Origin of the sequence: Streptomyces sp. NBC_00996 (assembly GCF_045162675.1) — a bacterium.
Lineage (GTDB): Bacteria > Actinomycetota > Actinomycetes > Streptomycetales > Streptomycetaceae > Streptomyces.
Genome location: NZ_CP108723.1, coordinates 6,293,700 through 6,319,955, shown reverse-complemented (window position 1 = coordinate 6,319,955; position 26,256 = coordinate 6,293,700). Strand labels below are relative to the sequence as shown.

Genomic DNA, 26,256 nt, shown 5'->3' with positions numbered 1-26,256 from the left:
CGCAGTTCCCCGCGCCCCTGAAAAGGGGGTGCGGGGAACTGCGCGAACGGGGTCCGGGGCGGAGCCCCGGGTTCGGGTCGGGCAGGGGCGGAGGGGGTGAGACACCCCTACGGCCGCAACGCCCCCAGCTGCTGCTGGAACGGGATCACCTCGAAGCCGCCCCCGGCCCTGACCGGGACCCCGGCCCTGCCCGCGACCCCGGCCTTGACCGGGGCCGCTGCCGCCGTCGGCAGGGCCCCCATCAGCCGCGCCAGCTCTCCCGCCGCCCTCTCGATCCGCTCGGCCAGCCCTTCCGCTCCCCAGTCCTCCGACGCCGCGTACACCCCGGTGGGCACGACAACAGCCCGCAGATACGCGAAGAGCGGACGCAGCGCGTGTTCAAGGACCAGCGAGTGCCGCCCGGTACCGCCGGTCGCCGCGATCAGCACCGGCTTCCCGGCGAGCGTGTCCTTGTCCCCGACGGTCAGCACATCGAAGAAGGACTTGAACAGCCCGCTGTAGGAGGCGGAGAAGACCGGCGTGACGACGATGAGACCGTCCGCGGACGTCACGGCGTCGATCGCGTCGGACAGCCCCGGCCCGGGAAAGCCGTTCGTGAAGTTGTGGGCGATCTCGACGGCGAGGTCGCGCAACTCGACGACCTGGACGTCGGCGGCCGTCCCCCGGACCGCGGCGGCCGCCAGCCGGTCACCCAGCAGCCGGGTGGACGACGGAACGCTCAGCCCCGCCGAGACGACGACGAGCTTCATACGACGGTCACTCCCTCCGAAACCTCTGAATCCTGCGACGCCGCCGAAGCGGCGGCGGCCACCCGGGCCGCATGCGTCGGCGCCTGCGGCACATCGGCCGCCCGTCCCTCGGCGAACTCCTCGCGCAGCACCGGCACGACCTCCTCGCCCAGCAGGTCGAGCTGCTCGAGGACGGTCTTCAGCGGCAGCCCCGCGTGGTCCATCAGGAAGAGCTGGCGCTGGTAGTCACCCGCGTACTCGCGGAAGGACAGCGTCTTCTCGATCACCTGCTGCGGCGAACCGACGGTGAGCGGCGTCTGCTCGGTGAAGTCCTCCAGGGACGGCCCGTGCCCGTACACCGGCGCGTTGTCGAAGTACGGCCGGAACTCCCGTACCGCGTCCTGCGAGTTGTGCCGCATGAACACCTGGCCGCCGAGCCCGACGATCGCCTGCTCGGCCGTGCCGTGCCCGTAGTGCGCGTACCGCTCGCGGTAGAGCTCGACCATCCGCTTGGTGTGGTCGGCCGGCCAGAAGATGTTGTTGTGGAAGAAGCCGTCGCCGTAGTACGCGGCCTGCTCGGCGATCTCCGGCGAGCGGATCGAGCCGTGCCAGACGAACGGCGGTACGCCGTCCAGCGGCCGCGGCGTCGCGGTGAACGACTGCAGCGGCGTACGGAACTTGCCCTCCCACGTCACCACGTCCTCGCGCCACAGCCGGTGCAGCAGCGCGTAGTTCTCGATGGCGAGGTTGATGCCCTGGCGGATGTCCTGCCCGAACCAGGGATAGACCGGCCCGGTGTTGCCGCGCCCCATCATCAGGTCGACCCGGCCGTCGGCCAGGTGCTGGAGCATCGCGAAGTCCTCGGCGATCTTCACCGGGTCATTGGTGGTGATCAGGGTCGTGGACGTGGAAAGGACGAGCTTCTCGGTGCGGGCGGCTATGTAGCCGAGCATGGTGGTCGGCGACGACGGCACGAACGGCGGGTTGTGGTGCTCGCCGGTCGCGAAGACGTCCAGGCCGACTTCCTCGGCCTTCTGCGCGATGGCGACCATGGCCTTGATGCGCTCGTGCTCGGTCGGTGTCCTGCCCGTGGTCGGGTCGGGGGTCACATCGCCGACGCTGAAGATCCCGAACTGCATGGTCGCTCACCCTCCAAGTTGTTTACGATTCAACTATACCCCCCAACGACCACACCCCGGCCGCTATTCCACGCACCCCGAGCACCTCCTCCGGCTAATCGCTTGACCCACCCACCCGTCATGCGCCAGATTTACCTGCGTGACACAGATACTGCATGACACAAAAGAAACCTCGCATCCTCCCGCCCGCACCCGCTGGGCCATCCTCGGGGTGGTCCTCGCCGCCGATGTCCTGGACCTCCTCGACGGCACCATCACCAACATCGCCGCCCCGACCATCGCCGAAGACCTCGGCGGCGGCGCCGGCCTCATCCAGTGGCTCGGCGCCTCCTACGCCCTCGCGCTCGGCGTGCTCCTCGTTCTCGGCGGACGGCTCGGCGACAAGTACGGTCGCCGCCGTCTCTTCCTCGCCGGACTCGGCGGCTTCACCGTGACCTCCCTCGCCTGCGGGCTCTCGCCGACTCCCGGCACACTCGTCGCCGCCCGCCTCGCACAGGGCGCCTTCGGCGCGCTCGTCATCCCGCAGGGCTTCGGCATCCTCGGCGCCTGCTGGCCCCGGGACCAGATCGGCAAGGCGTACAGCCTCTTCGGTCCGGTGATGGGCCTCTCCGCCGTCGGCGGCCCGATCCTCGCCGGATTCCTCATCGACACCGACATCGCCGGCCTCGGCTGGCGCTCGATGTTCCTCATCAACCTCGTCCTCGGCGGCGCCGCCCTCCTCGCCGCCGCCCGCCTGCTCCCCCGCGACCCCGGCGACCGCACGGTCACCGTCGACGGCCTCGGCTCCGCGCTCCTCGGCGCCACCATGCTCGGCCTGCTCGCCGGCCTCATCGAAGGCTCGGCGCACGGCTGGACCCCCGCGAGCACCGCACTCGTCGCCGCCGGAGTCGCCCTCTTCGGCGCCTTCTGCCGCCGCCAGCGCAACGCGGCCAACCCCCTGATCCAGCCCTCCCTCCTCCACAACCGGGGCTTCACCTCGGGACTCGTCCTCGGCATCGTCTTCTTCGCCGCGGTCGCCGGACTCCTCTACGTCGTCTCGCTCTTCCTCCAGCGGGGCCTCGGCCGCTCCCCGGCGGGCGCCGCACTCGGCCTGATGCCCCTGTCCGCCGGCATCGTCATCGCCTCGATCGCCTGCTACCGACTGATCGGCGCACTGGGCCGCCGCCTCGTCCTCATCGGCCTGCTCATCACCCTCACCGGGACCGGCTACCTGCTCGCCCTCGTCGCCGCTTCCGGGACGAGCACCGGCAGCTGGGCCCTGGTCCCGCCGCTGCTCGTCGTCGGTCTCGGCATGGGCACCTGCTTCGGCTCGGTGTACGACGTCACGATCGGCGACATCGCCGCCGACGAGGCCGGCAGCGCGGGCGGCTCACTGGGCGCGGTCCAGCAGCTCGCCAACGCGATCGGCGCCGCCGCCGTCACCACCGTCTACTTCAAGGCGAACGGCGGCGAGACCCACGCCACCGCCGTGAGCCTCACCGCCGTCGCCGCCGTCACCCTCCTGTGCTGCCCCCTCGTGGGCCTGCTGCCGCTCAAGGCACCGGAGGAACAACATCACTGAGGGGCCTGGGGACCCACCCGCACTTTCCCGGGGCCGCTCAGGGCTGCAGGACCAGCCGCCCCCGCAGACCGCCCTCCGCCAGCCGGGCGTGCGCCTTGGCCGCCTCGTCCAGCGCGTACGTCTCGGCGACCCGGAGCGTCAGCACCCCCTGGTCGACGAGCGCCGCCAGCTCCGCGAGCCGCGCCCCGTCGGCGGCGACCTCCACCGAGCCGGTCCGCACGCCCCGTACGGACGCCGGGTGGGCGCCCGGGATGACCCCCACGAACGCGCCGCCGTCGCGCACCCACTCCAGTGCCGCCGCACCGAGGATCGCGGCGTCCAGCACCCCGTCCACGCTGCCCGGCGCCACGGCACCCGACACGAATTGGGCCGCCCCCAGCGACCGTACGAGCTCCTCGTCGACCTCTCGGGCAAGGGCGGTCACGGACAGCCCGCGGTGCGCGGCGAGTTGGACGGCGTAGCCACCGACCGCGCCCGCCGCACCCGTGACCAGCAGGCTCTGCCCCGGCTCCAGCCCCAGCAGATCCAGGGCCTGCGTGGCGGTCAGGGCGTTCAACGGCAGGCTCGCCGCCTGCACCGCGTCCACCGAAGCGGGCGCCTTGGCCACGGCACCGGCGTCCACGACCACGTAATCGGCGTGCGTACCAAGAGACTTGGCGGGGCCGTAGGCCAGCGCCACCACGTCATCGCCCACCGTCCACCCCGTCGCCACACCCGTGGCATCGACGGTCCCGGCCACGTCCCACCCCAGCCCCAACTGCTTGCCCGCACCCCCGAAGCCGCCCGCGCGCACCCCCGCGTCGACCGGATTGAGCGCGGCCGCCGCGACCTTGATCCGCACCTGCCCGGCACCCGGCTCCGGCACCTCGACCTCGACGATCTCCACGGCCTCCGGACCACCAAAAGCGTTCACAACCGCTGCGCGCATGGCAACTCTCCCCACTCAATGATGCTTTGCCCGGGTTTCCTTCCCGTTGCAACAACCCTATGAAGAGTTACTATCTCTCGGTAAGTAGGCACCTGAAGGTGCGTACGTCACCCGGAGGTGAGCCATGGCGACCACGACGGCGGCCCAGCGGCGCGAGAAGGCGCGCGTCGAGTACGACGCGTTCATCAAGAGCTGCCCCACCAACCAGCTCCTCGACCGCATCAGCGACAAGTGGGTCAGCCTGATCGTCAGCGCACTCGCCGAAGGGTCGATGCGCTACAGCGACCTCGGCCGCAAGATCGCGGGCGTCAGCCCCAAAATGCTGACGCAGACACTGCGTTCACTGGAGCGCGACGGCATCGTCTCCCGCACCGTCACCCCGTCCGTACCGGTCCGGGTCGACTACGAACTCACGCCCCTGGGCATGAACTTGAGCTGCCTGCTCACCGCCGTGAAGGACTGGGCGGAACGGCACATCGAGGAGGTCAACGAGGCACGCGACCGCTACGACGCGTCCTCCGAGGCCTCCTGAAAGCCCCCGCCCCGCAGCCGCGCGATCTGCTCCGCGCTGAAGTCGACCGTACGACGCATATGCCCGATGATCAGGGCGAGTTCCGCATCCTCGAGCCCATCGAAGAGCTCGTACCACCCGCCACCCAGCCGGTCCCACATCCGCCCGAACTGGGCGATCTTCTCGGGCACGGTCGCCACGAGCACCCGCCGCCGGTCCACCGCGTCCCGCTCCCGCACGACATACCCGGCCTTCTCCAGCCGGTCCACCAGCCGCGTCGCCGAGCCGGTCGTGAGCCCCGTCAGCTCGGCGATCCGCCCCGTGGTCACCGCCCCGTCCTCCAGGCTGAGCAGATTCAAGCACTGCAGATCCGTCGGGTGCAGTTTCAAATGATCAGCAACGGCCTGGTTGAAGAGCGCGTACGACGCCATATAGCGACGCGACACGACGGACAACTCATCGAGCAGCCGTCCTCGCACGTTCCCCGTCATCACGCACACCCTTCCTCTGCGCCGAACAGAAATCGTACGACGCAGACACATCCGACGGACGCGCCAGCCACCGACCCGTGACCGGCCCCAACGCACCCACGCACCCACGCACCCACGGCCGCGAACGCACGGAAGGGGCCGTGCCGGTACATCGAATGCCCGTCGCTCACGTCCGGAGCTGGAAACGGCTCCCCACGACCCAACGTCTGATCCACCGGCGACGGGCGGATGTACCGGCACGGCCCCGACCCCCCACCGACCCGGGGGCACGAGCACGAGCACGGGCACGAACAGGGCACGGGCACGAGCACAGGCACAGGCACAGGCACAGGCACGATCGCGTTAGGCGCGGGCACAGGCGCGGGCACGGGCACAGGCACGGTTTCGCGGGACGGGCACGCGCACGGGCACGAGCGCGGGCGCGGGCACGGGCACAGGCACAGGCACGGACGCAGGCACGATCGCGTTAGGCGCGGGCACAGGCGCGGGCACGGGCACAGGCACGGTTTCGCGGGACGGGCACGCGCACGGTTTCGCGGGACGGGCACGCGCACGGGCACGAGCGCGGGCGCGGGCACGGGCACAGGCACGGACGCAGGCACCCCCGCTAGAACACATACGAATCCCCCGTATCCAGCGCCAACACCCGCTGCCGGTCATTCGCATGGTTGCGATCCACCGCCCCGCCACCCCACACCGTGTCGATCTCGAGAGTCACCTCGGACGGCACGCCCGCCAGCCGCACCGTCACCCCGATCTCCTCCCCCAGCCCGTCGGCGGCCAACGCCCCCGTCCGGCACACCACCGTCCGCTCCCCCGACCGCGCGCACTGCTTCGGCAGCCGCTGCCCATCCGCGAGCGGAGCCGACCAGCGCAGCCGCAGGGTCGCGTCGGAAACGGCGGTCGGCCCGTGGTTCTGCGGAGTGAACCGGACGTCGACGCTCCCGGCGGCCATGGACACGTACCCGTGATAGGCGAGATCGGCCTCGGGAGCCAGGGCGAAGCCCGGCGCCGCCGCACCCCCCAGCAGAAACGCCCCCGAACCCACCACGCCCAGCACTCGCATCCCCATCCGCATGACGTCATTTCCTTCGCTAGGCCGACAGGTCGTCAGGTGATCAGGCCACGGTCGGGTGACCAGGCCACCGTCACGGGATGTATCCCACCCCTGGCCGCCGACAGGCGCCGTCCATCAGGTGACGCAATCGCCCACACGAGCGCATGCGAGAGTGACCGCATGCTGATCGTCCGGTCCGCCGCTCTCTTCGTCCTCGCCGCGCTCTTCGAGATCGGCGGCGCCTGGCTGGTCTGGCAGGGCGTACGCGAGCACCGCGGCTGGCTCTGGATCGGCGCGGGCGTCATGGCCCTCGGCGTGTACGGCTTCGTGGCCACCCTCCAGCCGAACGCCGAGTTCGGCCGTATCCTCGCCGCGTACGGCGGAGTCTTCGTGGCCGGCTCCCTCGCCTGGGGCATGATCGCGGACGGCTACCGCCCCGACCGCTGGGACGTCACCGGCGCGCTGATCTGCCTCGCCGGAATGGCCGTCATCATGTACGCGCCACGCGGCAGCTGACGCCGCACCACGCATCGACGGTGTCACAGCACCCCACCGCCCGTCGGCCGCGGAGCCCGGACAACTCGACGCCGACGCCCACCACCTGCCTATCCTGGCGAGGATTCCCGTACACACGCCCGTACGCACCGCACGAGCACACGTCTCGTACGGCACCGCACGAGCACCCGCCCGAGGAGCCAAAAATGACCGCGCCGTCCGCGCCCTCCGCGCCGTCCGCCCCCTCTCGCATCGCCGTCGTCACCGGCGCGAGCAGCGGTATCGGCGCGGCGACGGCCCGGCGGCTCGCCGCGGCCGGCTACCGCGTCGTGCTGACCGCGCGCCGCAAGGACCGCATCGAGGCGCTCGCGGAGGAGATCAACGCGGCGGGCCACCAGGCAGCGGCGTACGCGCTGGATGTCACGGACCGCGCGGCGGTCGACGAGTTCGCGACCGCCTTCAAGACGGTCGGCGTCCTGGTCAACAACGCGGGCGGCGCGCTCGGCGCTGACCCGGTCGCGACGGGCGACCCGGCGGACTGGCGCCAGATGTACGAGACGAACGTCATCGGCACCCTGAACGTCACCCAGGCCCTCCTGCCCGCCCTCACCGCGAGCGGCGACGGCACGGTCGTCGTGCTCTCCTCCACCGCCGGCCACGGCACCTACGAGGGCGGCGGCGGCTATGTCGCCGCCAAGCACGCCGAGCACGTCCTCGCGGAGACCCTCCGTCTGGAGATCGTCGGCATGCCCGTCCGCGTCATCGAGATCGCGCCCGGCATGGTCAAGACGGACGAGTTCGCGCTGACCCGCTTCGGCGGCGACACGGACAAGGCGGCGAAGGTGTACGCGGGCGTGGCCGAACCACTGACCGCCGACGACGTGGCCGACACCATCACCTGGGCGATCACCCGCCCCAGCCACGTCAACATCGACCTCCTGGTAGTACGCCCCCGCGCGCAGGCGTCGAACACGAAGATCCACCGGGAGTCGTGATGACAGAACAGCCGGAGACACCGCAGACCCCGGAGGACTCCCTCGAGAAGCGCCGCCTGGCCGAGGAGACGAGGAACGAACGCAAGGTCTGGTACTTCTTGGCCTACTTCCTCTTCGGCATCCACATCGTGGCGTTCGTCATGATCTACGCCGTGACGCACGCAAAGTGATCGCGGCGGCCCTCCTGGCGGACTGGCACGCCACGAACCCGCACCGCACCCAGACCTGGCCGGCATACGGCAGCGCCCCCGCCGAGGTCATGACGCTCTTCCTGTCGGCCCTGAAGTCCCGTCACGGCTCAGTACAGAACTACGTCACGGGCGCCCTCGGCCTGGACACCACATTCACGAGCGAGCTCCGAGCAGTCCTCCTCGAAGAACCCTCCGCCCCCTCCCTCTGACCTTCCGCCAGGCCACGGGGAGAAAAGGGACTCCGGCGACATCCACGCTCGGCCATTCGGCTGCGGCCGGCTCGCGCGTGTCGCCGGACCGCGGTGCTGTGGACACGGAGGCGTGCCGACGTCGAGCGCATGGGCGACGTCGGGCGCTCAGCCGTGAAAGGACAAGGCATGCACATATCCGGACCCATAGCGGGCCGTCGGAGTTGCGCCGCGGCCATCGCCGCGGTGGTGGCCTGCTGGACGGCACTGCCCGGGCCGGACCTCGCCGCGGCCGACGGTACGCCGACACCTTCGGTGCCCGCCCCCAAGCTGGACTGGAGACCCTGCGTTCAGGGCAGCCCGTTCGACTGCGCGACCGCGAATGTGCCGCTGGACTACCGCAACCCGCGCGGCCGCAGCGTCGAACTGGCCGTCGTGAAGCGGAAGGCAACCGGCCCGGGACGGCGCGTCGGCACCCTGTTCTTCAACCCTGGCGGACCCGGCGGGGCAGGAACGATTCAGATGCCACAGAACTACGAGTTCTTCCCGCGGGAGGTCCGGGAGCGGTTCGACATCGTCAGCTGGGACCCCCGCGGGGTCGGCAACAGCACCGCGGTGAACTGCTTCGCGAGCCCCAAGGAGGCCAACGCCTGGAATGCGAGCAGACCGGCCGGCTTCCCGGTCGGCGAACAGGAGCGGAAGAACTGGATCGCCGCGTACCAGGATCTGGCCCGGCGCTGCCGACAGCGTGACCCCGAGCTCCTGCGCCATGTCTCGACCGCCGACACCGCTCGCGACCTCGACCAGCTCCGCCAGTCGGTGGGCGACCCACAACTCACCTACCTCGGGATCTCCTACGGATCGATCCTGGGCGCCACCTACGCCAACCTCTTCCCCGGCAAGGTCCGCGCCATGGCCCTCGACAGCAACATCGACCCGCATGCCTGGACGAACCATGCCTCCGATGACGACCCCCGGCTCACGACATTCCTGCGCATGGGCTCGGACCGCTCCGTGGCGGCAACCCTGGACAGGTTCCTCTCCCTGTGCGGGTCCGCCACCACCGCCCGCTGCGCCTTCTCCGCCGGCAGCCCGAAAGCGACCCGGGACAAGTTCGACCAGCTGGTGCGGCGGCTCCGGGGCCATCCCGTCGGCGCGTGGACCTACGGCCGTACGGTCAGTGACGTGGTGAACAGCCTCTACGTCGTCCACCCCGGATGGACGGACCTCGCCGGCAGGCTGCAGGACCTGTGGCAGGGCCGCGTCCCGGGGCCGTCTCCACTCCCACCCGCGCCCCCGGTCCCGAATCCGCATCCGTACGTGGGCGAGGAACAGGCCGCTGCGGTGCTCTGCTCCGACAGCCCCAATCCGCGTGACCCCGGTGTCTATCACGCCTTGGAGGAGGCCAGCGCCACCCGTACGGGCGACACCGGACGCTTCTGGACCTGGGCCGCCGAGGGGTGTGCCACCTGGCCGGCGGTCGCCGCCAACCGTTACCGCGGCCCGTGGAACAAGCCGACGGCGCACCCCCTTCTGGTGGTCGGCACCACCTACGACCCCTCCACTCCCTACACGAACTCGCAGGCCATGGCCAAAGAACTGGCCAACGCCCGCCTGCTCACCAACAACGGGTACGGGCACACCGCGCTGATCAACCCCAGCAGCTGCATCGCGGCCCACGAAAGCCGCTACTTCATCGACGGCACCCTTCCACCGGTCGGAACAACGTGCCGACCGGACACGCCCCCCTTCTCCGCACCCAAGCCGAGCGGCGGCGTCTCCACCGGCGGCGGAGCGATGGCCGGCATCGTCTCCTGAGCACGCGGTTGCCCCGCAGCCAGGGCACGCACCGACCCGATCGAGCTCCAGAGCTCCCCGGGATCCATGGCGCGCGGCTCTGCCACCAGGCGCCAGTCCCCCGCTCACAGCGAGGGCCCCGGACTGCGGAGTCCGGGGCCCGTCGGCCGGGTGGAGTGCTGGACTTCAGCCCTTCACGCAGACGACCTGCTTCAGCTTCGCCACGACCTCCACGAGGTCGCGCTGCTGGTCGATGACCTTCTCGATCGGCTTGTAGGCGCCCGGGATCTCGTCCACGACACCGGAGTCCTTGCGGCACTCGACGCCCTGGGTCTGCTCTTCCAGGTCGCGCGTCGAGAAGCGACGCTTCGCCGCGTTGCGGCTCATCCGCCGACCCGCGCCGTGCGACGCCGAGTTGAACGCCTTCTCGTTGCCGAGGCCCTTCACGATGTACGAACCCGTGCCCATCGAGCCCGGGATGATCCCGTACTCGCCGGAGCCCGCGCGGATCGCGCCCTTGCGGGTCACGAGCAGGTCCATGCCCTCGTAGCGCTCCTCCGCCACATAGTTGTGGTGGCAGGAGATCTCCTGCTCGAAGGTCGGCTTCGCCTTCTTGAACTCCTTGCGGACCACGTCCTTCAGGAGCGCCATCATGAGGGCGCGGTTGTGCTTCGCGTACTCCTGCGCCCAGAACAGGTCGTTGCGGTACGCCGCCATCTGCGGAGTGTCCGCGACGAAGACCGCGAGGTCACGGTCGACCAGACCCTGGTTGTGCGGGAGCTTCTGCGCCACACCGATGTGGTACTCGGCCAGTTCCTTGCCGATGTTCCGCGAACCGGAGTGCAGCATCAACCAGACATCTCCCGTCGTATCGGTGCAGACCTCGACAAAGTGGTTGCCCGACCCGAGGGTTCCCATCTGCTTCGTGGCGCGCTCCTGACGGAACTTCACCGCCTCGGCGACCCCGTCGAACCGCCCCCAGAAGTCGTCCCACCCGGCCGTGGCCATCGCATGGAAGCGCCCCGGCTCGACCGGGGACTCATGCATCCCCCGCCCCACCGGAATGGCCTCCTCGATCTTCGACCGGAGCCGAGACAGATCCCCCGGCAGATCATTGGTCGTGAGCGAGGTCTTGACCGCGGACATCCCGCACCCGATGTCGACCCCCACCGCCGCGGGACACACCGCGTCCCGCATGGCGATGACGGAGCCGACGGTCGCGCCCTTCCCGTAATGCACATCGGGCATGACGGCCAGGCCCTTGATCCAGGGCAGGGTGGCCACGTTCTGGAGCTGGCGCAGTGCGACGTCCTCGACCGACGCCGGGTCGGTCCACATGCGGATGGGAACCTTCGCCCCCGGAACCTCTACGTACGACATATTGTCCTCATTCCCCCGAAAAACAGCAGAAGTCATAAATCGCAAAACCGGCGCCAAGGTCGACGTATGGGACAACGGACCGGCGTTCACGGCAGTGCGTGCGATACACATTGTCTCCAGGGGCCGCCCCCACGCGGCAACCGAATAACCACCGGACACCCCGGCCGCAGGTCCGTCGGTAACCGTCGAGAGGAGCCTGACCGTGCAGCGGAAGGCGTACGTACCCGGCATCGCCGTGCTCCTCGCGGCACTGCTGGTGAGCTGCACGGGCAGTTCGGGCAGCAGCGGCGGCTCGGCGGACGACTCCAAGGGGAGCGACACGAGTACGACGGCACCCGCGGCCCAGCCCGGCAAGTACCGCACGCTCCCGGAGGCCTGCGGCGCGGTCGGGCACGACAGCCTCGACTCGATGCTCCCCGGGATCAAGCAGATCGCGGACGCGGACACGCGCGACAAGGCATACGACGGCGAGGCCACGCTCACCTACGACACGGACCGGCGCGACGGCTGCCGCTGGAAGGTGGAGTCCACGTCCGCCACCGATCACCTTCTCATCGACTTCCAGCGCGTGGTCTCGTACGACAACGCGGTGAGCGACGCCAACAAGGCCGAGGAGATCTACGGGGGCGAGGAGACGACGGCCGACCTTCCCGAGCCGGCCGACTCCAGTTCCGGTTCGACCGCGAGCACCGACACCGCGACCCCTTCCTCCCCCTCCTCGTCCGCGTCCCCCTCCTCGTCCCCGTCCTCCTCCTCGTCCGCGACCGCCTCCCCGACCGAGACCCCGGCCGATCTCCAGCCCCGTACGCTCGACGGTCTGGGCGACGAGGCGTTCCTGAACGACAAGCTGAGCTCGGCGTCCTCGGCGGCCCAGCAGCGCACGGTGACTGTGGTGTTCCGCACGTCGAATGTGATCGTGACGATCGAGTACGCCGAGCAGCCGACCGCTTCCACCGACGCTCCGGACAGCAAGGAAATGCAGGACAGGGCGCGGAAACTGGCGCAGAAGCTCGCGGACACGCTCAACGGATAGGGGGCCCGCGGCGCCTCCCGGCCCCCTCGCTCAAACCCCTCGAACCGGAAACGCGCAGCCGCCTCACCGCGTACCGTGGCCCCTCGGACCCGACCGGTCGCACGTTCCATGTGCGGCCGCACCACGAGCGCCACGAGTGAAGGAACCATGCACCGACCAGTACAGCGAGTAGGCCGAGCACCGCGACTCACCCGCATCCTCGTCAGCGCAGCCGCCGTTCCGGTGATGCTTGTCGCCGCCGGTTGTTCCTCGGACTCCGGCTCCGGCGACGACGCCAAGAAGAGTGCCGGTTCGAGCCCCGACGCGAAGGCGTCCGCGAGTGCCTCGGCGAACGCCGTCAAGCCGGCGGCGTACGCGACGCTGCCCGACCCCTGTTCGGTGCTGTCGAAGAAGACGCTGGGCGAACTGGTTCCAAAGGGCAGCAAGTCCGGCAAGGAGGGCAAGTCGGACGATGTCGCGACACGCGGCAACTGCTACTGGAGCAGCCTCGACAACAACGGCGTGAAGGGCTCGCAGTTCCGCTGGCTGAACGTGGCCCTGCTGCGTTTCGACTCGGACTCGCGCGGCGAGGGCGGCCGGCTCGCGCACAACTACTTCGAGAAGCAGGTCACGGGCGCCCGGTCGGTGGCGGGCGCCAAGAACACCAAGTCGCAGCCGGTGTCCGGGACGGGCGACGAGGCGACGGCCGTGAGCTACGACCTGAAGAAGAAGGAAGGCTCCTTCAAGCAGCAGACGATCGTGACCCGGGTCGAGAACGTCGTCGTCACGCTCGACTACAACGGTGCCGGCCTGGCGGGCGAGAAGACCCCGAACCCCGCCGACCTGCTGAAGGCGGCCGAGAAGGCCGCGAAGGAGGCGGTGGCCGCGGTGTCCGCCGCGAACCAGGACGGGGGCTCCACGGCGAGCTCCTCCCCGTCGAAGTCGGCTTCCCCGTCCACATCGGCGTCGAAGTCCGCTTCGCCGTCCAAGTCGGCGTCGCCGTCCAAGTCCGCGACCAAGAAGAGCTGACGGACATCCGGCTCCGCCCGGGGCTCAACCCGTAGCCCCACCAAGCCATTTGCAGGAGCCCGGCCCCCGCGGGGACCGGGCTCCTGCCGTACCGCCCACCCGTACGCCGCACACATGTGCCACCCTGTTGCCCGCAACAACGCGCAATGGGAGGGGAGTACGGGTGGCCGCGCCCATTCAGCTCACACGGATGCACCGCGTTCTCATCGGCGTGGTCGTCGCCGGTGCGCTCATCATCGCGGGGATCGGCTTCGCCGGTTCGTACGCGGCGGTGCGCGAGCTTGCCCTGAAGAAGGGCTTCGGGAACTTCGCGTACGTCTTCCCGATCGGCATCGACGCGGGCATCTGCGTCCTGCTCGCCCTGGATCTGCTGCTGACCTGGATCCGCATCCCCTTCCCGCTGCTGCGCCAGACGGCATGGCTGCTGACGGTCGCGACGATCGCGTTCAACGGCGCGGCGGCCTGGCCGGACCCGCTGGGGGTCGGCATGCACGCCGTCATCCCGGTGCTCTTCGTGGTGTCGGTCGAGGCGGCCCGGCACGCGATCGGCCGGATCGCGGACATCACCGCCGACAAGCACATGGAGGGCGTCCGCCTCACCCGCTGGCTGCTCTCCCCGGTCCCCACCTTCCTCCTGTGGCGCCGTATGAAGCTGTGGGAGCTGCGCTCCTACGAACAGGTCATCAAGCTGGAGCAGGACCGTCTCGTCTACCAGGCCCGCCTCCACTCCCGCTTCGGCCGCGCGTGGCGCCGCAAGGCCCCGGTGGAGAGCCTGATGCCACTGCGGCTCGCCCGGTACGGCGTCCCGCTCGCGCAGACCGCGCCCTCGGGGCTGGCGGCGGCGGGGATCGAGCCCGCGCTCCTGCCTCCGGCTCCGCAATCCGAGCCGGCTGCGGGCGACCGTGCCGCCGGGGCGGCACTCGCCCCCGAACTCGACATGGTTGCGGGCCATCGTGCCGCTGCGGCGACGCCTGTCCCCCAGAGAGCGGTACCTCCCGGCGAGCAGCGCCGAAACCCCGAGGGCAACCAGGACCCACAGCAACTGGACAGCCCCCAGGACCCCGACCAGAGCCCCTGGTTCGCACCCCCCGAGCAGAACGTCGTCTACGAGGGCGGCTACGACCCCGCGTACCAACCCCCGTACGACCCGTCGTACGCCCAGGAGCAAGAGGGCTGGCAGTGGTACGAGGAGCAGCAGGCGCAGGCGTACGAGCCCGGCCCGGAGGAGACGGGCAGCTTCCCCATCCCCGCGGGCCCCGGCCGCACCCGCCAGCTGGGCGAGGGCGCCGCCCCCGAGCCGGAGCAGCTCCCCATCCCGGCCCCGAGGGAGGAGCAGTCCCCGCTGGCCGACGAGAAGACCCGCGAGGAGAGCTTCTACCAGGTGTTCCGCCAGTCGATAAACGGCCAGGGCCTGCCCACGAAGGGTGAGTTCGGCAACAACGTCGAGGCCACCTACGGCGTCACCCTCACCGACAGCGAGCTGAGGCGCTACATGAACCGCTTCCAGAACCGCTTCAACGCGGAACTGGAGGAGGACCACATCGCCTGAGTACCGACGTACGACGGAGGGGGCGCCCGGTGATCACCGGGCGCCCCCTCCGTCGTACGGCCGAGACCGCTACGCGCCCAGCAGCTTGCGCACCCGGTCCTGCCCCACGGCCAGCAGCAGCGTGGGCAGCCGCGGCCCGGTGTCCCGCCCGACCAGCAGGTGGTACAGCAGCGCGAAGAACGTGCGCTGGGCCACCTTGATCTCCGGCGGCAGCTCCTTGGCGGTGGCGTCGACGGAGAAGCCGGCCTGGACCTTGGGGACGCCGTAGACGAGGTGGGTGAGGCCGTCGAGGGACCAGTTCTCCTCCAGCCCCTCCAGCAGCAGCCGCAGCGACTCGCGCCCCTGGTCGTCGAGCGACTTCAGCAGTTCCACGTCGGGCTCGTCGCGCACGACGGTGCGCTCCTCGGCCGGAACCTGTGTGTTGATCCAGGTCTCGGCCCTGTCGAGCCGGGGCCGGACCTCGTCGAGCGAGGTGAGCGGGTTCTCGGGGTCGAGCTCGCTCAGGATCCGCAGAGCCTGGTCCTGGTGGCCGGCGGTGACATCGGCGACGGAGGCGAGGGTGCGGTACGGCATCGGGCGGGGCGTCCTGGGCAGTTCCCCGGCCGCGGTGCCGACGGCACGGGCGTACGCGGCCGCGTCGGCCGCGAGCACGGACCCGTCGGCCACCTTCCCCGCCAGCTTGTCCCACTCGTCGTACAGCCGCTGGATCTCCTGGTCGAAGGCGATCTTGAACGACTGGTTGGGCCGACGGCGGGCGTACAGCCAGCGCAGCAACTGCGGCTCCATGATCTGGAGCGCGTCGGCCGGGGTGGGCACCCCGCCCTTGCTGCTGGACATCTTGGCCATGCCGCTGATGCCGACGAAGGCGTACATCGGGCCGATCGGCTGCTTGCCGCCGAAGATCCCGACGATCTGCCCGCCGACCTGGAAGCTGGACCCCGGGGACGAGTGGTCGACACCGCTCGGCTCGAAGATCACGCCCTCGTGGGCCCAGCGCATCGGCCAGTCGACCTTCCAGACCAGCTTGCCGCGGTTGAACTCACTCAGCCGCACGGTCTCGGAAAAGCCGCAGGCGGAGCAGGTGTACGTCAGCTCGGTGGTCTCGTCGTCGTACGCCGTGACGGTCGTCAGGTCCTTCTCGCACTGCCCGCAGTAGGGCTTGTACGGGTAGTACCCGGCGGCCGAGCTGCCGTCGTCCTCGGCGGCGGCCCCGGACCCCTCGGCGGCTTCCAGCTCCGCCTCGTCCACCGGCTTCTGGCCCTGCTTCTTGGCCGGGGCCTTCTTGGTCCGGTACTGGTCGAGGATGGCGTCGATGTCACCGCGGTGCTTCATCGCGAAGAGAACCTGCTCGCGATAGGCGCCCGAGGTGTACTGCTCGGTCTGGCTGATCCCGTCGTACTCGACGCCGAGCTCGGCCAGCGCCTTGATCATCGCGGCCTTGAAGTGCTCGGCCCAGTTCGGGTACTCCGAGCCCGCCGGAGCCGGCACGGAGGTCAGCGGCTTGCCGATGTGCTCGGCCCAGGACTCGTCGATGCCGGGGACACCGGCCGGGACCTTGCGGTAGCGGTCGTAGTCGTCCCAGGAGAGCAGATGGCGCACGGTGTACCCACGTCGCCGGATCTCGTCGGCGACGAGGTGCGGCGTCATGACCTCCCGGAGATTGCCCAGGTGGATCGGGCCGGAGGGGGAGAGTCCGGACGCGACGACGACGGGTTTGCCCGGGGCCCGACGCTCCGACTCCTCGATGACCTCATCCGCGTAACGGGAGACCCAGTCGGTGGTCTCGGTGCTCTGAGCCACGATCGGCACGTCCTTCTTTCTGATACGCCAGTACGGCTGACCGCACCATTCTCCCAGCAACGCCGGGAACCGCGAAAACGGCTTTTCACAGCCTCGTGCCCACCCGGAAGACGGACTGCCCCCACGGGGAGGGCGGGGCACCACGCACCCGCAGCCGTCGGAGTCACGTCGGAGTCCGACCCCCACGACAGCGGTCGGCACACGTCGCACGGCCGGACACGGAGCGCGAAATCCGCTTGTCCCCCCATGGGATACTGGCCAGGTCCATCTGAATCCTTCGAGGAGAACGGCACCCACTCCATGGCCTCGGTCACGTCCCTCACCGCTTCCGTCCACCAGCGCCTCGCGGACGCCCTCTCGGCAGCCCTGCCGGAGGCCGGTTCCGCGGACCCGCTGCTGCGACGAAGCGACCGGGCCGACTTCCAGGCCAACGGGATCCTGGCCCTCGCGAAGAAGGCGAAGGCGAACCCGCGGGACCTGGCGACACAGGTCGTCGAGCGGATCACCACGGGCGACGTGATCAAGGATGTCGAGGTCTCCGGGCCCGGCTTCCTGAACGTCACGATCACCGACAAGGCGATCACCGAGAACCTGGCGGCGCGGTACGCGGACGGCGAGCGCCTCGGCGTGCCGTTCGCGGAGCACCCGGGCACGACGGTGATCGACTACGCGCAGCCGAACGTGGCGAAGGAGATGCACGTAGGTCACCTGCGGTCGGCGGTGATCGGCGACGCGGTCGTCCAGATCCTGGAATTCACCGGCGAGTCCGTCATCCGGCGCCACCACATCGGCGACTGGGGGACCCAGTTCGGCATGCTCATCCAGTACCTGATCGAGCACCCCCACGAGCTGGACCACAAGAAGAGCGGCGAGGTCTCCGGCGAGGAGGCCATGTCGAACCTGAACCGGCTGTACAAAGCCGCGCGGGCGGTCTTCGACTCCGACGAGGACTTCAAGACGCGGGCGCGGCGCCGGGTGGTGGACCTCCAGGCGGGCGAGCCGGAGACCGTGGCCCTCTGGCAGGTGTTCGTCGACGAGTCGAAGATCTACTTCAACTCGGTCTTCGACAAGCTGGACATGGAGATCAACGACGCGGACGTGGTCGGCGAGTCCGGCTACAACGACATGCTGGACGAGACATGCCGCCTCCTGGAGGAGTCGGGCGTGGCGGTCCGCTCCGACGGCGCGCTGTGCGTGTTCTTCGACGACGTCAAGGGCCCGGACGGCAACCCGGTCCCGCTGATCGTGAAGAAGTCGGACGGCGGCTACGGCTACGCGGCGACGGACCTCTCCGCGATCAGGGACCGCGTCTTCAACCTGAAGGCCTCGACGCTCCTGTACGTGGTGGACGCCCGCCAGTCCCTGCACTTCAAGATGGTCTTCGAGACCGCGCGCAGGGCGGGCTGGCTGAGCGACGACGTGAAGGCGCACCAGCTCGCCTTCGGCACGGTCCTCGGCAAGGACGGCAAGCCGTTCAAGACCCGTGAGGGCGAGACGGTGCGGCTGGTGGATCTGCTGGACGAGGCGATCGAGCGTGCCTCCGCCGTCGTACGGGAGAAGGCCCAGGACCTGTCCGAGGAGGAGATCGCGGAGCGGGGTGGGCAGGTCGGTATCGGCGCGGTGAAGTATGCGGACCTGTCGACGTCCGCGAACCGCGACTACAAGTTCGACCTGGACCAGATGGTCTCGCTCAACGGCGACACGTCGGTGTACCTCCAGTACGCGTACGCCCGTATCCAGTCGATCCTCCGCAAGGCGGGCGAGGTCCGCCCGGCCCCCCACCCGGAGCTCGAACTGGCTGCCGCCGAGCGCGCATTGGGCCTGCACCTGGACCGCTTCGCGGAGACGGTCGCGGAGGTCGCGCAGGAGTACGCGCCGCACAAGCTGGCCGCGTACCTCTACCAGCTGGCATCCCACTACACGACCTTCTACTCGGAGTGCCCGGTCCTGAAGGCGGACACCCCGGCCCAGGTCGAGAACCGCCTGTTCCTGTGCGACCTCACGGCCCGCACCCTGCACCAGGGCATGGCCCTGCTGGGCATCAGGACGCCCGAGCGGCTCTGACACGGGGTCGGCCGGGCCGAGCGCCGGTTGCGGCGTGAGCGTCGGGGCCGCCCGCTTCTTTGCCAGTGTCGTGCTTCCGCGACCCGAGTAGAGGGCGCTACGCGTCGGCTGCGAACTCGGACCACACCACCTTCCCGGGGTCCCGCTCCTCCCACCCCCACTTGTCGGAGAGCGCGGCCACCGGCAGCAGCCCGCGTCCGCCCTCATCGGCCTCGTCGGCAATGCGTGGGATGCCACCGCCGCTGTCGTGCACCTCCACACGCAGCGCGTCACCGCGGCCGCCGTACCTCAGGAACACGCGAGGCCATCGCCCTGTCCTGGTACGACGCCATGGTCCTGCCCGGCCTGCTCCAGACCGAGGCGTACGCACGCGGCGTACTGCGCAACCGCGTACCGGCGTACGACGAGGACGAGGTCGAGACCCGTACGGCGGCCCGCATGGAGCGCCAGGAGATCCTGCAACGCGGGATCCCGCCCACGCTCAGCTTCATCGTCTGGGAGCCGGTGCTGCACCTGACGATCGGCGGCCCGGAGGTACGCGCCGAGCAGCTCCGCCGCCTGCGCGCAGTAGCGGAACTCCCGGGCCTGGCCTTGCAGTTCCTCCCGCTGAACAGCCCGTACCATGCCGGGCTCGACGGCCCCTTCATCCTCCTGGAGACCCCGGATCACCAACACCTCGCCTACACCGAGTCGCAGCGCGGCAGCCAGTGGGTCTCCGGCCCGGATGAGGTGTCCATCCTGGCGCGCAAGTATGCGATGCTGCGGACGCAGGCCTTGACCACGCAGGATTCCATGGGCCTGCTCGACCGCCTACTAGGAGAGCAATGAGCGCCGAAGCACTTCAGTGGTTCAAGTCGACCTACAGCGGCAGCGAGGGCGGCGCCTGCCTCGAAGTCGCCTACACCTGGCGCAAGTCCAGCTACAGCGGCGACGAGGGCGGCCAATGCGTCGAGATCGCCACCTGCCCCCACACCATCCACATCCGCGACTCCAAGAACAACCCCGACAGCGGCCCCACCCTCGCCGTCAGCCCCGCCGCCTGGGCGGCCTTCACCGCCACGAGGTGACGGTCTCCGTCCCCGCCCCCGTCAGCAGCTCCAGCCCCAACGGCGTGCACTCGTGCCGAACGGCCTTGCCCTCCCGTTGAGTTGTGATCAGACGGGCGTCCCGCAAGGCTTTCGCGTGTTCCGACGCCGAGGACTTGCTGATGTCGAGTTCGCGGGCGAGGTCGCTGGTCGTGCGCCGGCGTACGAGGAGTTCCAGGGCGGCGGCGCGCGTGCGGCCGAGGAGCGCACCGAGCGGGCCTCCTCGCTCCCCGTCGGAGACGGCCGCGCGCTGCTCGTGCAGCGGGAGCGGAGCCGCCGCCGGGTAGAGCAGGATGCCCGGGCCGTCCTCGTGCCGGGAGATCATGGGGCGTCCGGTCCACAGGGTGGACGGGAGCAGGACGAGCCCGCGCCCGGACAGGACCGCGTCCACCGTCGCACCCCGGCCGCCCACCTCGTCGTACACCAGAACAGTCCCCTCCCACCGTCCGCCGGGCCACAGCCCCGCCAGGGTGGTGCGGATGCCGTGCTGGCCCAACAGTTTGGTCCTCCACGCCCGTTCCGCGTCGAAGGCGGCCCGGACGGTCGGCCACGCCTCCGCCAGCAGCCTGCCGTACGCGCTGCGCAGGGCGCGTTCGAGGTCGGTCCAGGCCTCGCGGTCACCGTCGGCGATCCGGCGCAGCCAAGGAGTGGGGGCGAGGACGTCCGGTACACGGCGGTCCAGTTCGGCGCGGACACGGTCGGACGGGGTGCGCAGGACGGTGTCGAGGCCGTCCTCCAGACCAGAGCTCAGGGGGTCGAGGAACAAGGGGCTCCTGGCGGAGGGCGGGATGAGGTCGAGCAGAGGCCTGGCCTCGTCCGGGAAGGCCGCGTGGGCGCGGTGCCGCCAGCGCCTGAGGACGGCGGGGGTGTCATGGCGCCGCAACATGGCTACGGCGAAGCCGAGTTCCATCAGCGGGGCGGGTTCGGGCGCGAACGACACCCGTAACAGGTCCTCGGCCGTGAAGTGCACCCGCAGCATTCCGCCACCACCCACCTCGGCACGGTTCGGCCAGAACCGAAACCATCGCGTGTCCCTCCGAACCCAAGAATTATGAGCCCAGGGGGGAACGGCCGCCATGCCGCGCGGGGGAGGCATGGCGGCCCACGCACGCCTGTGTCAGTGCCTGCCCCTACAGTCACCGACATGGCGACTCTTCCCAACCCGCTGCCCCTGCTGGCGGCCGACCCGAGCGGGCGCGAGCTCGGGCTTGAACTCCCGGCCGGGAGACTGATCGACGCGACGAACGACGGTCCGTGGCACGAGCCGCTGCTGTGGCACGCCGACGCGTCCGCGTCCCCCGGCGACTGGGCCGCGCAGCAGAACGCTCCGCGCGCCGCCGGCCTGCTTCCGCTGCTGATAGACGTGGGCAGCACCCAAGGCGGGCCGGAGGACTGGGAGTTGATGCCCGACGAGGTGTCGTATCCCGGGGATCACGATGCCGAGGAGGTGCTGGCGGAGTTCTGGGAGGAGTACGCGGCGGACGAGCTGGGCACCGACGAGGACTACCCCGGCAAGGAAAGGGTCATCGAGATCTTCGGGGAGCCGAAGACATACGACGAGAAGGTCGCGCCGTGCGGCCCCCAGTGGCCGGGCCTCGCGCCGGCCACCGAGCAGGACGCCGACCCGGACACCCGCGCCGCCGAGATCGCCGACTCCCTCACGGACAGCGGCACTTGGATGAAGGAGCCACGTCTGGCGCTCGTCCCTGCGCGCCGCAGCGCGGACATCCCGGCGGCGATCGGCTGGACGGGGCCCCTGAACTACGAGGATGACGTGGCGCGCCTGTGCGCGGTCCTGCGCTCCTGGGAGGACCGCTTCGGCATACGGGTCGTGGCCCTCACCTTCGACCAGCTGGTCCTCTCGGTGGCGGCCCCGCCCACGACACAGGCCGAGGCCGAGGCGGTCGCCGCCGAGCACTTCGCCTTCTGCCCGGATAACGTCACACAGGGCTACCACGAGGTCCTGCGCGCCTACGCGGTACAGGAGGTGCTGGGCAAGCAGGTCTGGCAGTTCTGGTGGGACTGAGTCCCCACGGGACGGGGGGAGCACGAGGTTGGGAACTCGATCGCGGCCATCGGCCAACAGCAGACGACCATGCCCGCGTCTTCGAGGGAAATCCATAAGGCGTACGTAGACGCGGTGCTGCTATGCGCGGCCCGCGGGTCATGCCGCCGGGCCTGCAGGCTGCCGCGTTCGAGGCCGTCGCGAAGCTGCCCCGCATCAAAATCGTCGACGACGAGGTGGATGCCCTCGGCCGGCACGGCATCGGGATCTCCTACCCCAAGATGCCCTTCGGCCTCGTCTTCGACCGGGACACCTATGCCTACCTGGGCCTCGCCAGAGGGGCCACACGGCGGGGAAGGTCGTGGACGGCAAGGAGCAGCGCGGCGTGAGGTTCACGGAGGTCAAGGACCTCGTGAAGTCGGGGTGGTGGACAGGATGGGCCGACGTCCGTAAGAGGACGGGGCGGCCGTACGGAGACTGACGATCGTCCCTAGCCGCGCAGCCCCTTCCCCAACCGTCGCAGCCCCTCGCCGATCTCGTCCGGGGTCTGCGTGACGAAGCACAGCCGCAACGTCGACGCGTCCGGCGTGCCCGCGTAGAACGGCGCCCCGGGCACGTACGCCACGTCCTGCTCCACCACGCGCGGGAGCAGGACCGTGGTGTCGTACGACTCCGGCAGTCGCGCCCAGAGGAACATGCCGCCCTCGGGCCGGGTCCACGTGGACCCGGCCGGCAGGGCGTCGGCGATGTCGGCGAGCATGGCGTCACGCCGCTCGCGGTAGACGCCCGCGACCCGGGCCACATGGGCGTCCAGGCCCCGGTCGGCCAAGTAGCGTGCGGCGGCGAGCTGGTTGACGGTCGGGGTGTGCAGGTCGGCGGCCTGCTTGGCGACGGCGCAGGCCCGGCGCAGCGCGGCGGGCGCGCGCAGCCAGCCGAGCCGCATCCCGGGCGCCATCACCTTCGAGAACGACCCGAGGAGCACGGTCCGGTCCACGGCGCCGTCGTACGAGGCGATCCACGGCACCCGCTCGCCCTCGAAGCGGAGCTCCCCGTAAGGGTCGTCCTCGATGATCCACAGCCCGCGCCGCGCGGCCACGGAGGCGACGGCGGCCCGCCGCTCGGCCGCCATGGTGCGGCCGGTCGGGTTCTGGAAGGTCGGCACGGTGTAGAGCAGCTTGGGCCGCTCCCGTGTCACCAGTTCCTCCAGTGCCCGCGGATCGATGCCGTCCGCGTCGCCCGGCACGGCGATCACCCGGGCTCCCGCGAACCGGAACGCCTGAAGTGCCGCCAGATAGCAGGGGTCTTCGACGAGCACGGCGTCGCCGGGTTCGAGCAGCGCGGTGGCCAGCAGGGACAGTGCCTGCTGCGACCCGGTGGTCACGAGTATCTCGTCGGCCCGGGTCGCCAGACCGCGCCGGCTCGTGCGCTCGGCGAGCGCGGCCCGCAGCCCGGGCTCTCCCTCGGTCGTCGCGTACTGCAGCGCCCGCTCGGGCACCTCCGCCAGCACGTCCCGGTACGCGGCGGCGATCCCCTCCGCGTCGAACAGTTCCGGCGCGGGCAGCCCACCCGCGAAGTTGATCACCTCGGGCCGTGCCGTGACCGCGAGAATGTCGCGCACCGGTGACCCACCGACCTCGGCGACCCGCGCGGCGAGCGGGGGCACGGGGGACGAACTGCCACTCGCGGCAGGAACATTCTCGACGACGGTCACGGCGGGCTCCTTCTGCTACGGCTCCACTACGGCACGGAAGCCTAAGGAGACAGCTGTCGCCTACACCGGCCAATTCCGCGATACGGACCGCGGGGCGATTTCTTCGCCGCCGCCCCTGCCCGTCCCATAAAGCCTCTCCCTGGAGAGTGAGGTCATTCAACGGGCAACAACTCAACTCTCCAGGGGACTTGATAGTGCCCAGGAAGTTCAGGAAGGCTTCGTCGCGGATACGGCGGTGACGGTCACCTTGTCGTCACACTCGGCCAGGACGCCGTCGTCGAGGGCGACTTGGTGTGACCCGGCGGCCGCGAGGCCCACCACCAGGGTCGGATAGGTGACAGGCGTCGATCCGGACACGCAGTAGCCGTCGGCCTCACCCTGGACCTGGACGAACGTCAGCTTCGTCCAGGCCTTGCCGCCCGGTGCGACCAGCACCTTGGACGCGGAGCCCGACGGGGTCACCTTGAGCGGGCGGTTCTTCTCCGGAGAACCGTTGCCCGCCCCCGCCACCGTCGGATGCCCCTGGACGAGGCACGGCTTGCCGGACGCATTGGTGAACTCGACGATCGCCGCTCCGGTCCCGGTGCCCTCCGGCCGGACACCGGCCTGGTACATGGACGCCTCCAGGTCCGACGCGGTACACGTCTTCGCGGAGGCGGTCGCCGTCGCGGAAGCCGAGCCGGCGGCCGAGGGAGAGGCGTTCACCGCGGGCGGCGTCGACGCGTCCGTGCCGGCGGGTCGCGACGCCGCGGACGTCGGGGCACCGGAGGAGGCCGCCGGCTTGGCCGGCACGCCCGACGGTGAAGCCGCCGACCCCGCCCCGCTGCCGCCCGGCTGACACGCGGTCATGAGCAGGGTGGCCGCCGACGCGGTCACCATCGCCAGAGCGGCTCTGCGGATACCCGTCCGGTGCTGCGTCCCGTTCTGCATGAAATCCCCCGAAGTAGAAGTTCAGGTGCCTGTCTCTCATCGGCACTCGTCGCTTCAGAGCGCAGTGCGGGCTTCGGGGGTTCACCTGTTCGGCGGTCTGTGGCACGACGGTGACAGAGCACCTCAGGAACCGCGACCCAGGGCCGCGACCCAGGGCCTGTCCGGCGGTCATGCCGAAGACGCGGGGCCCGGCCCTAGCCGGCAGAAGCCGCCGTCTCCCACTCGCTCCCGCCCAGCGGATAGTCGTACGCCGGCCGTCCCGCGTTGCCGCTCGTGCGGAACGCCTTCCCCTTGTCGTCGATCCGCACCGTCCCGTGCCGGTTTCCGCTGGACCAGTCCAGCTCCAGGTACCAGCTCACGTCGTGCGCCCGCGCGTCCGCGAACACGTAGAAGACCTCGGGATCGGACTCGCTGACCTTGTAGGGGAAGTCGCGCTGCCCGGCCTTGGGCGTGGTCACGGGCCGCCCCGCGTCGAGGTCCACGCGGAACGAGGCGGTCTCCACGCCACCGCCGCACCCGACGCCCATCGCGTAGTCGTTCCAGGCGAGCGGCGCGCTCTTGCCCACCACGCGCACATGCAGCGCATCCAGTACGACGGTGGCCTTCCCGGTGCCCTGCACCGTCAGCGCGACCATCTGCTCTTCGCCGGGGACCCCGCCGAGCGCCGTGACCCACCCGCGCGCGTCCGACTCGTTCGGCGGCGGGGGCACTTGCGCGGCCTTCCGGTTCACCAGGTAGTGCTGGCTGCACGGGCCGTCCCACTTGTACGGATCGGTGGCGACGGCCGGCGCGGTGGCGCCGTCCTCGGGTGCCACGTCGAGGGAGGCACCGTCCCGCACCGCGGCTCCGCCGCCCCGCGAGGCGGACGCCTCGGGACTACCACTGCGCGAAGCGGACACCGAGGGGGACGGGGGCTTCACGCCGGACGAGGCGCCGGCATCGGGCGGGCCGGAGGTGTGCGAGGCGGCGGCACCCACGGACCTTCCCTCGTCGCGGCCGTCGCCCTTGCCGGGCACAAGGGTCACGACCAGTGCGGCGGACACGACGGCGGCAGCGACAGCGGCGCCGGCGAGCGCGACGGTACGCCGCCGCCCACCGCCCACACCTTCCGGCTCCCGCCGCCGCCCACCGCCCACACCTTCCGGCTCCCGCCGCCGCCCACCGCCCACACCTTCCGGCTCCGGCTCCGGCTCCGGCTCCCGCTCCGGTACGACATCGGGTGCGGCCGGAGCTTCCGCGGCCGAAGTCTCCGCCGCCGGGATCTCCACCCCCTTGCGCCCCCGCAGCACATCGGCCCGCACCCACCTCCGGTGAAGCTCCACCAGCTCCTCCGGAGTCGCCTTGCACAGCCGGGCCAACCGCTCCACGGGCGCGTAATCCGTCGGTACGGCATCCCCGTTGACGTACCGGTGAAGCGTCGACGCACTCACATGCAGCCGCTTGCCGAGCACCCCGTAACTGAGTCCGGACCGCTCCTTCAGCTCCCGCAGCAGCTCCGCGAACTCGTCCCCCGCCACCGTTCCTCCACCCCCCGTGTCCCGGGCCGCGTTCCAGGGGGATGTCATTCCCCCAGGTCAGACCTCGTGCGAACGTTCCGGCGTCCCGAATAC

At 70.4% G+C, this 26,256-nt stretch carries 27 protein-coding genes and 1 pseudogene; 16 read left to right on the top strand and 12 right to left on the bottom strand.

What is annotated here, in order from left to right; genetic code table 11:
- Window positions 1-107: 107 nt before the first annotated feature.
- Window positions 108-749, bottom strand: a complete 642-nt coding sequence (locus OG390_RS29725) for an FMN reductase (protein WP_406172532.1) — start codon at window positions 747-749, stop codon at window positions 108-110.
- On the bottom strand, window positions 746-1,867 hold the full coding sequence (locus OG390_RS29720) for an LLM class flavin-dependent oxidoreductase (RefSeq protein WP_406172531.1): 1,122 nt from the start codon (window positions 1,865-1,867) through the stop codon (window positions 746-748). Before OG390_RS29720 ends, OG390_RS29725 begins: the two co-directional genes overlap by 4 nt.
- 139 nt (window positions 1,868-2,006) lie before the next feature.
- On the opposite strand from OG390_RS29720, the gene OG390_RS29715 reads away from it, so the two are divergent.
- Window positions 2,007-3,428 (top strand): MFS transporter, encoded by a 1,422-nt coding sequence (locus tag OG390_RS29715; protein ID WP_406172530.1) that lies wholly within the window; start codon window positions 2,007-2,009, stop codon window positions 3,426-3,428.
- Between the two features lie 37 nt (window positions 3,429-3,465).
- On the opposite strand, the gene OG390_RS29710 is transcribed toward OG390_RS29715, so the two are convergent.
- Window positions 3,466-4,356, bottom strand: a complete 891-nt coding sequence (locus OG390_RS29710) for an NADP-dependent oxidoreductase (RefSeq protein ID WP_406172529.1) — start codon at window positions 4,354-4,356, stop codon at window positions 3,466-3,468.
- 124 nt (window positions 4,357-4,480) lie between these two features.
- Here OG390_RS29710 and OG390_RS29705 point away from each other — a divergent pair, with 124 nt between their 5' ends.
- Window positions 4,481-4,888, top strand: a complete 408-nt coding sequence (locus tag OG390_RS29705; RefSeq protein WP_399083404.1) for a winged helix-turn-helix transcriptional regulator — start codon at window positions 4,481-4,483, stop codon at window positions 4,886-4,888.
- Here the strand turns inward: OG390_RS29705 and OG390_RS29700 are convergent.
- Both OG390_RS29700 and OG390_RS29695 read right to left on the bottom strand, forming a co-directional pair.
- Complete coding sequence (locus OG390_RS29700) at window positions 4,861-5,358, bottom strand: MarR family winged helix-turn-helix transcriptional regulator (RefSeq protein WP_406172528.1); 498 nt, start codon at window positions 5,356-5,358, stop codon at window positions 4,861-4,863. The genes OG390_RS29705 and OG390_RS29700 overlap by 28 nt on opposite strands.
- Before the next feature lie 607 nt (window positions 5,359-5,965).
- Window positions 5,966-6,436 carry a hypothetical protein gene (locus OG390_RS29695; RefSeq protein ID WP_406172527.1) on the bottom strand — a complete coding sequence of 157 codons (471 nt, stop codon included), beginning with the start codon at window positions 6,434-6,436 and terminating at the stop codon, window positions 5,966-5,968.
- A gap of 159 nt (window positions 6,437-6,595) precedes the next feature.
- On the opposite strand from OG390_RS29695, the gene OG390_RS29690 reads away from it, so the two are divergent.
- The 5 genes from OG390_RS29690 to OG390_RS29670 all read left to right on the top strand — a co-directional run bounded on the left by OG390_RS29690 (window position 6,596) and on the right by OG390_RS29670 (window position 10,102).
- Window positions 6,596-6,931, top strand: a complete 336-nt coding sequence (locus tag OG390_RS29690) for a YnfA family protein (protein WP_406172526.1) — start codon at window positions 6,596-6,598, stop codon at window positions 6,929-6,931.
- 185 nt (window positions 6,932-7,116) lie between these two features.
- Window positions 7,117-7,905, top strand: a complete 789-nt coding sequence (locus OG390_RS29685; protein ID WP_406172525.1) for an SDR family NAD(P)-dependent oxidoreductase — start codon at window positions 7,117-7,119, stop codon at window positions 7,903-7,905.
- Window positions 7,905-8,075 (top strand): hypothetical protein, encoded by a 171-nt coding sequence (locus OG390_RS29680; protein WP_369248323.1) that lies wholly within the window; start codon window positions 7,905-7,907, stop codon window positions 8,073-8,075. The genes OG390_RS29685 and OG390_RS29680 overlap by 1 nt, the downstream gene beginning before the upstream one ends.
- Window positions 8,072-8,305 (top strand): tyrosine-protein phosphatase, encoded by a 234-nt coding sequence (locus tag OG390_RS29675; RefSeq protein WP_406172524.1) that lies wholly within the window; start codon window positions 8,072-8,074, stop codon window positions 8,303-8,305. The genes OG390_RS29680 and OG390_RS29675 overlap by 4 nt, the downstream gene beginning before the upstream one ends.
- A gap of 168 nt (window positions 8,306-8,473) precedes the next feature.
- The gene (locus OG390_RS29670) at window positions 8,474-10,102 is read left to right on the top strand and encodes an alpha/beta hydrolase (protein WP_406172523.1); all 1,629 of its coding nucleotides are present in this window, start codon (window positions 8,474-8,476) and stop codon (window positions 10,100-10,102) included.
- Between the two features lie 165 nt (window positions 10,103-10,267).
- Here the strand turns inward: OG390_RS29670 and OG390_RS29665 are convergent, their stop codons facing one another.
- Window positions 10,268-11,461 (bottom strand): RtcB family protein, encoded by a 1,194-nt coding sequence (locus OG390_RS29665; RefSeq protein ID WP_406172522.1) that lies wholly within the window; start codon window positions 11,459-11,461, stop codon window positions 10,268-10,270.
- A 202-nt stretch (window positions 11,462-11,663) separates the two neighbouring features.
- On the opposite strand from OG390_RS29665, the gene OG390_RS29660 reads away from it, so the two are divergent.
- From OG390_RS29660 to OG390_RS29650, 3 genes are all read left to right on the top strand, one after another.
- A complete protein-coding gene (locus OG390_RS29660) occupies window positions 11,664-12,494 on the top strand; it encodes a DUF3558 domain-containing protein (protein WP_406172521.1) in 831 nt (276 codons plus the stop codon).
- A 147-nt stretch (window positions 12,495-12,641) separates the two neighbouring features.
- Window positions 12,642-13,502, top strand: a complete 861-nt coding sequence (locus OG390_RS29655; RefSeq protein WP_406172520.1) for a DUF3558 family protein — start codon at window positions 12,642-12,644, stop codon at window positions 13,500-13,502.
- Window positions 13,503-13,665: 163 nt separating this feature from the next.
- Window positions 13,666-15,051 carry a DUF2637 domain-containing protein gene (locus OG390_RS29650; RefSeq protein ID WP_406172519.1) on the top strand — a complete coding sequence of 462 codons (1,386 nt, stop codon included), beginning with the start codon at window positions 13,666-13,668 and terminating at the stop codon, window positions 15,049-15,051.
- 69 nt (window positions 15,052-15,120) lie between these two features.
- Here OG390_RS29650 and lysS read toward each other — a convergent pair whose 3' ends face one another.
- Window positions 15,121-16,860, bottom strand: coding sequence for a lysine--tRNA ligase (gene lysS, locus OG390_RS29645; protein ID WP_406172518.1), 1,740 nt, complete (start codon window positions 16,858-16,860; stop codon window positions 15,121-15,123).
- 291 nt (window positions 16,861-17,151) lie between these two features.
- Here lysS and argS point away from each other — a divergent pair, with 291 nt between their 5' ends.
- A complete protein-coding gene (gene argS, locus OG390_RS29640; RefSeq protein WP_406177915.1) occupies window positions 17,152-18,915 on the top strand; it encodes an arginine--tRNA ligase in 1,764 nt (587 codons plus the stop codon).
- A 97-nt stretch (window positions 18,916-19,012) separates the two neighbouring features.
- Here the strand turns inward: argS and OG390_RS29635 are convergent, their stop codons facing one another.
- Window positions 19,013-19,213, bottom strand: a complete 201-nt coding sequence (locus OG390_RS29635; protein ID WP_406178380.1) for an ATP-binding protein — start codon at window positions 19,211-19,213, stop codon at window positions 19,013-19,015.
- On the opposite strand from OG390_RS29635, the pseudogene OG390_RS29630 reads away from it, so the two are divergent.
- Both OG390_RS29630 and OG390_RS29625 read left to right on the top strand, forming a co-directional pair.
- A pseudogene (locus OG390_RS29630) lies at window positions 19,213-19,743 on the top strand (DUF5753 domain-containing protein); the annotation flags it as partial. The gene OG390_RS29635 and the pseudogene OG390_RS29630 sit on opposite strands and share 1 nt — an antisense overlap.
- Window positions 19,740-19,982, top strand: a complete 243-nt coding sequence (locus tag OG390_RS29625) for a DUF397 domain-containing protein (protein ID WP_406172517.1) — start codon at window positions 19,740-19,742, stop codon at window positions 19,980-19,982. The pseudogene OG390_RS29630 and the gene OG390_RS29625, both read left to right, overlap by 4 nt.
- Here OG390_RS29625 and OG390_RS29620 read toward each other — a convergent pair.
- Entirely contained in the window at window positions 19,966-20,979 is a 1,014-nt protein-coding gene (locus OG390_RS29620; protein ID WP_406172516.1) for an ArsR/SmtB family transcription factor, read from the bottom strand. The genes OG390_RS29625 and OG390_RS29620 overlap by 17 nt on opposite strands.
- Window positions 20,980-21,144: 165 nt before the next feature.
- On the opposite strand from OG390_RS29620, the gene OG390_RS29615 reads away from it, so the two are divergent.
- Together OG390_RS29615 and OG390_RS29610 are read left to right on the top strand one after the other, a co-directional pair.
- Window positions 21,145-22,026 (top strand): DUF4253 domain-containing protein, encoded by an 882-nt coding sequence (locus tag OG390_RS29615; protein ID WP_406172515.1) that lies wholly within the window; start codon window positions 21,145-21,147, stop codon window positions 22,024-22,026.
- A gap of 122 nt (window positions 22,027-22,148) precedes the next feature.
- The gene (locus OG390_RS29610) at window positions 22,149-22,394 is read left to right on the top strand and encodes a hypothetical protein (protein WP_406172514.1); all 246 of its coding nucleotides are present in this window, start codon (window positions 22,149-22,151) and stop codon (window positions 22,392-22,394) included.
- A gap of 101 nt (window positions 22,395-22,495) precedes the next feature.
- Here the strand turns inward: OG390_RS29610 and OG390_RS29605 are convergent, their stop codons facing one another.
- Window positions 22,496-23,716, bottom strand: coding sequence for a PLP-dependent aminotransferase family protein (locus OG390_RS29605; RefSeq protein WP_406172513.1), 1,221 nt, complete (start codon window positions 23,714-23,716; stop codon window positions 22,496-22,498).
- A 207-nt stretch (window positions 23,717-23,923) separates the two neighbouring features.
- Entirely contained in the window at window positions 23,924-24,331 is a 408-nt protein-coding gene (locus OG390_RS29600) for a DUF4232 domain-containing protein (protein ID WP_406172512.1), read from the bottom strand.
- Between OG390_RS29600 and OG390_RS29595 the strand changes: the two genes are divergently transcribed.
- Window positions 24,330-24,554, top strand: a complete 225-nt coding sequence (locus OG390_RS29595) for a hypothetical protein (RefSeq protein ID WP_406172511.1) — start codon at window positions 24,330-24,332, stop codon at window positions 24,552-24,554. The two genes, OG390_RS29600 and OG390_RS29595, sit on opposite strands and share 2 nt — an antisense overlap.
- 286 nt (window positions 24,555-24,840) lie before the next feature.
- On the opposite strand, the gene OG390_RS29590 is transcribed toward OG390_RS29595, so the two are convergent.
- Window positions 24,841-26,163: a helix-turn-helix domain-containing protein gene (locus OG390_RS29590; protein WP_406172510.1), complete on the bottom strand. Its 1,323-nt coding sequence runs from the start codon at window positions 26,161-26,163 to the stop codon at window positions 24,841-24,843.
- Window positions 26,164-26,256 lie beyond the last annotated feature (93 nt).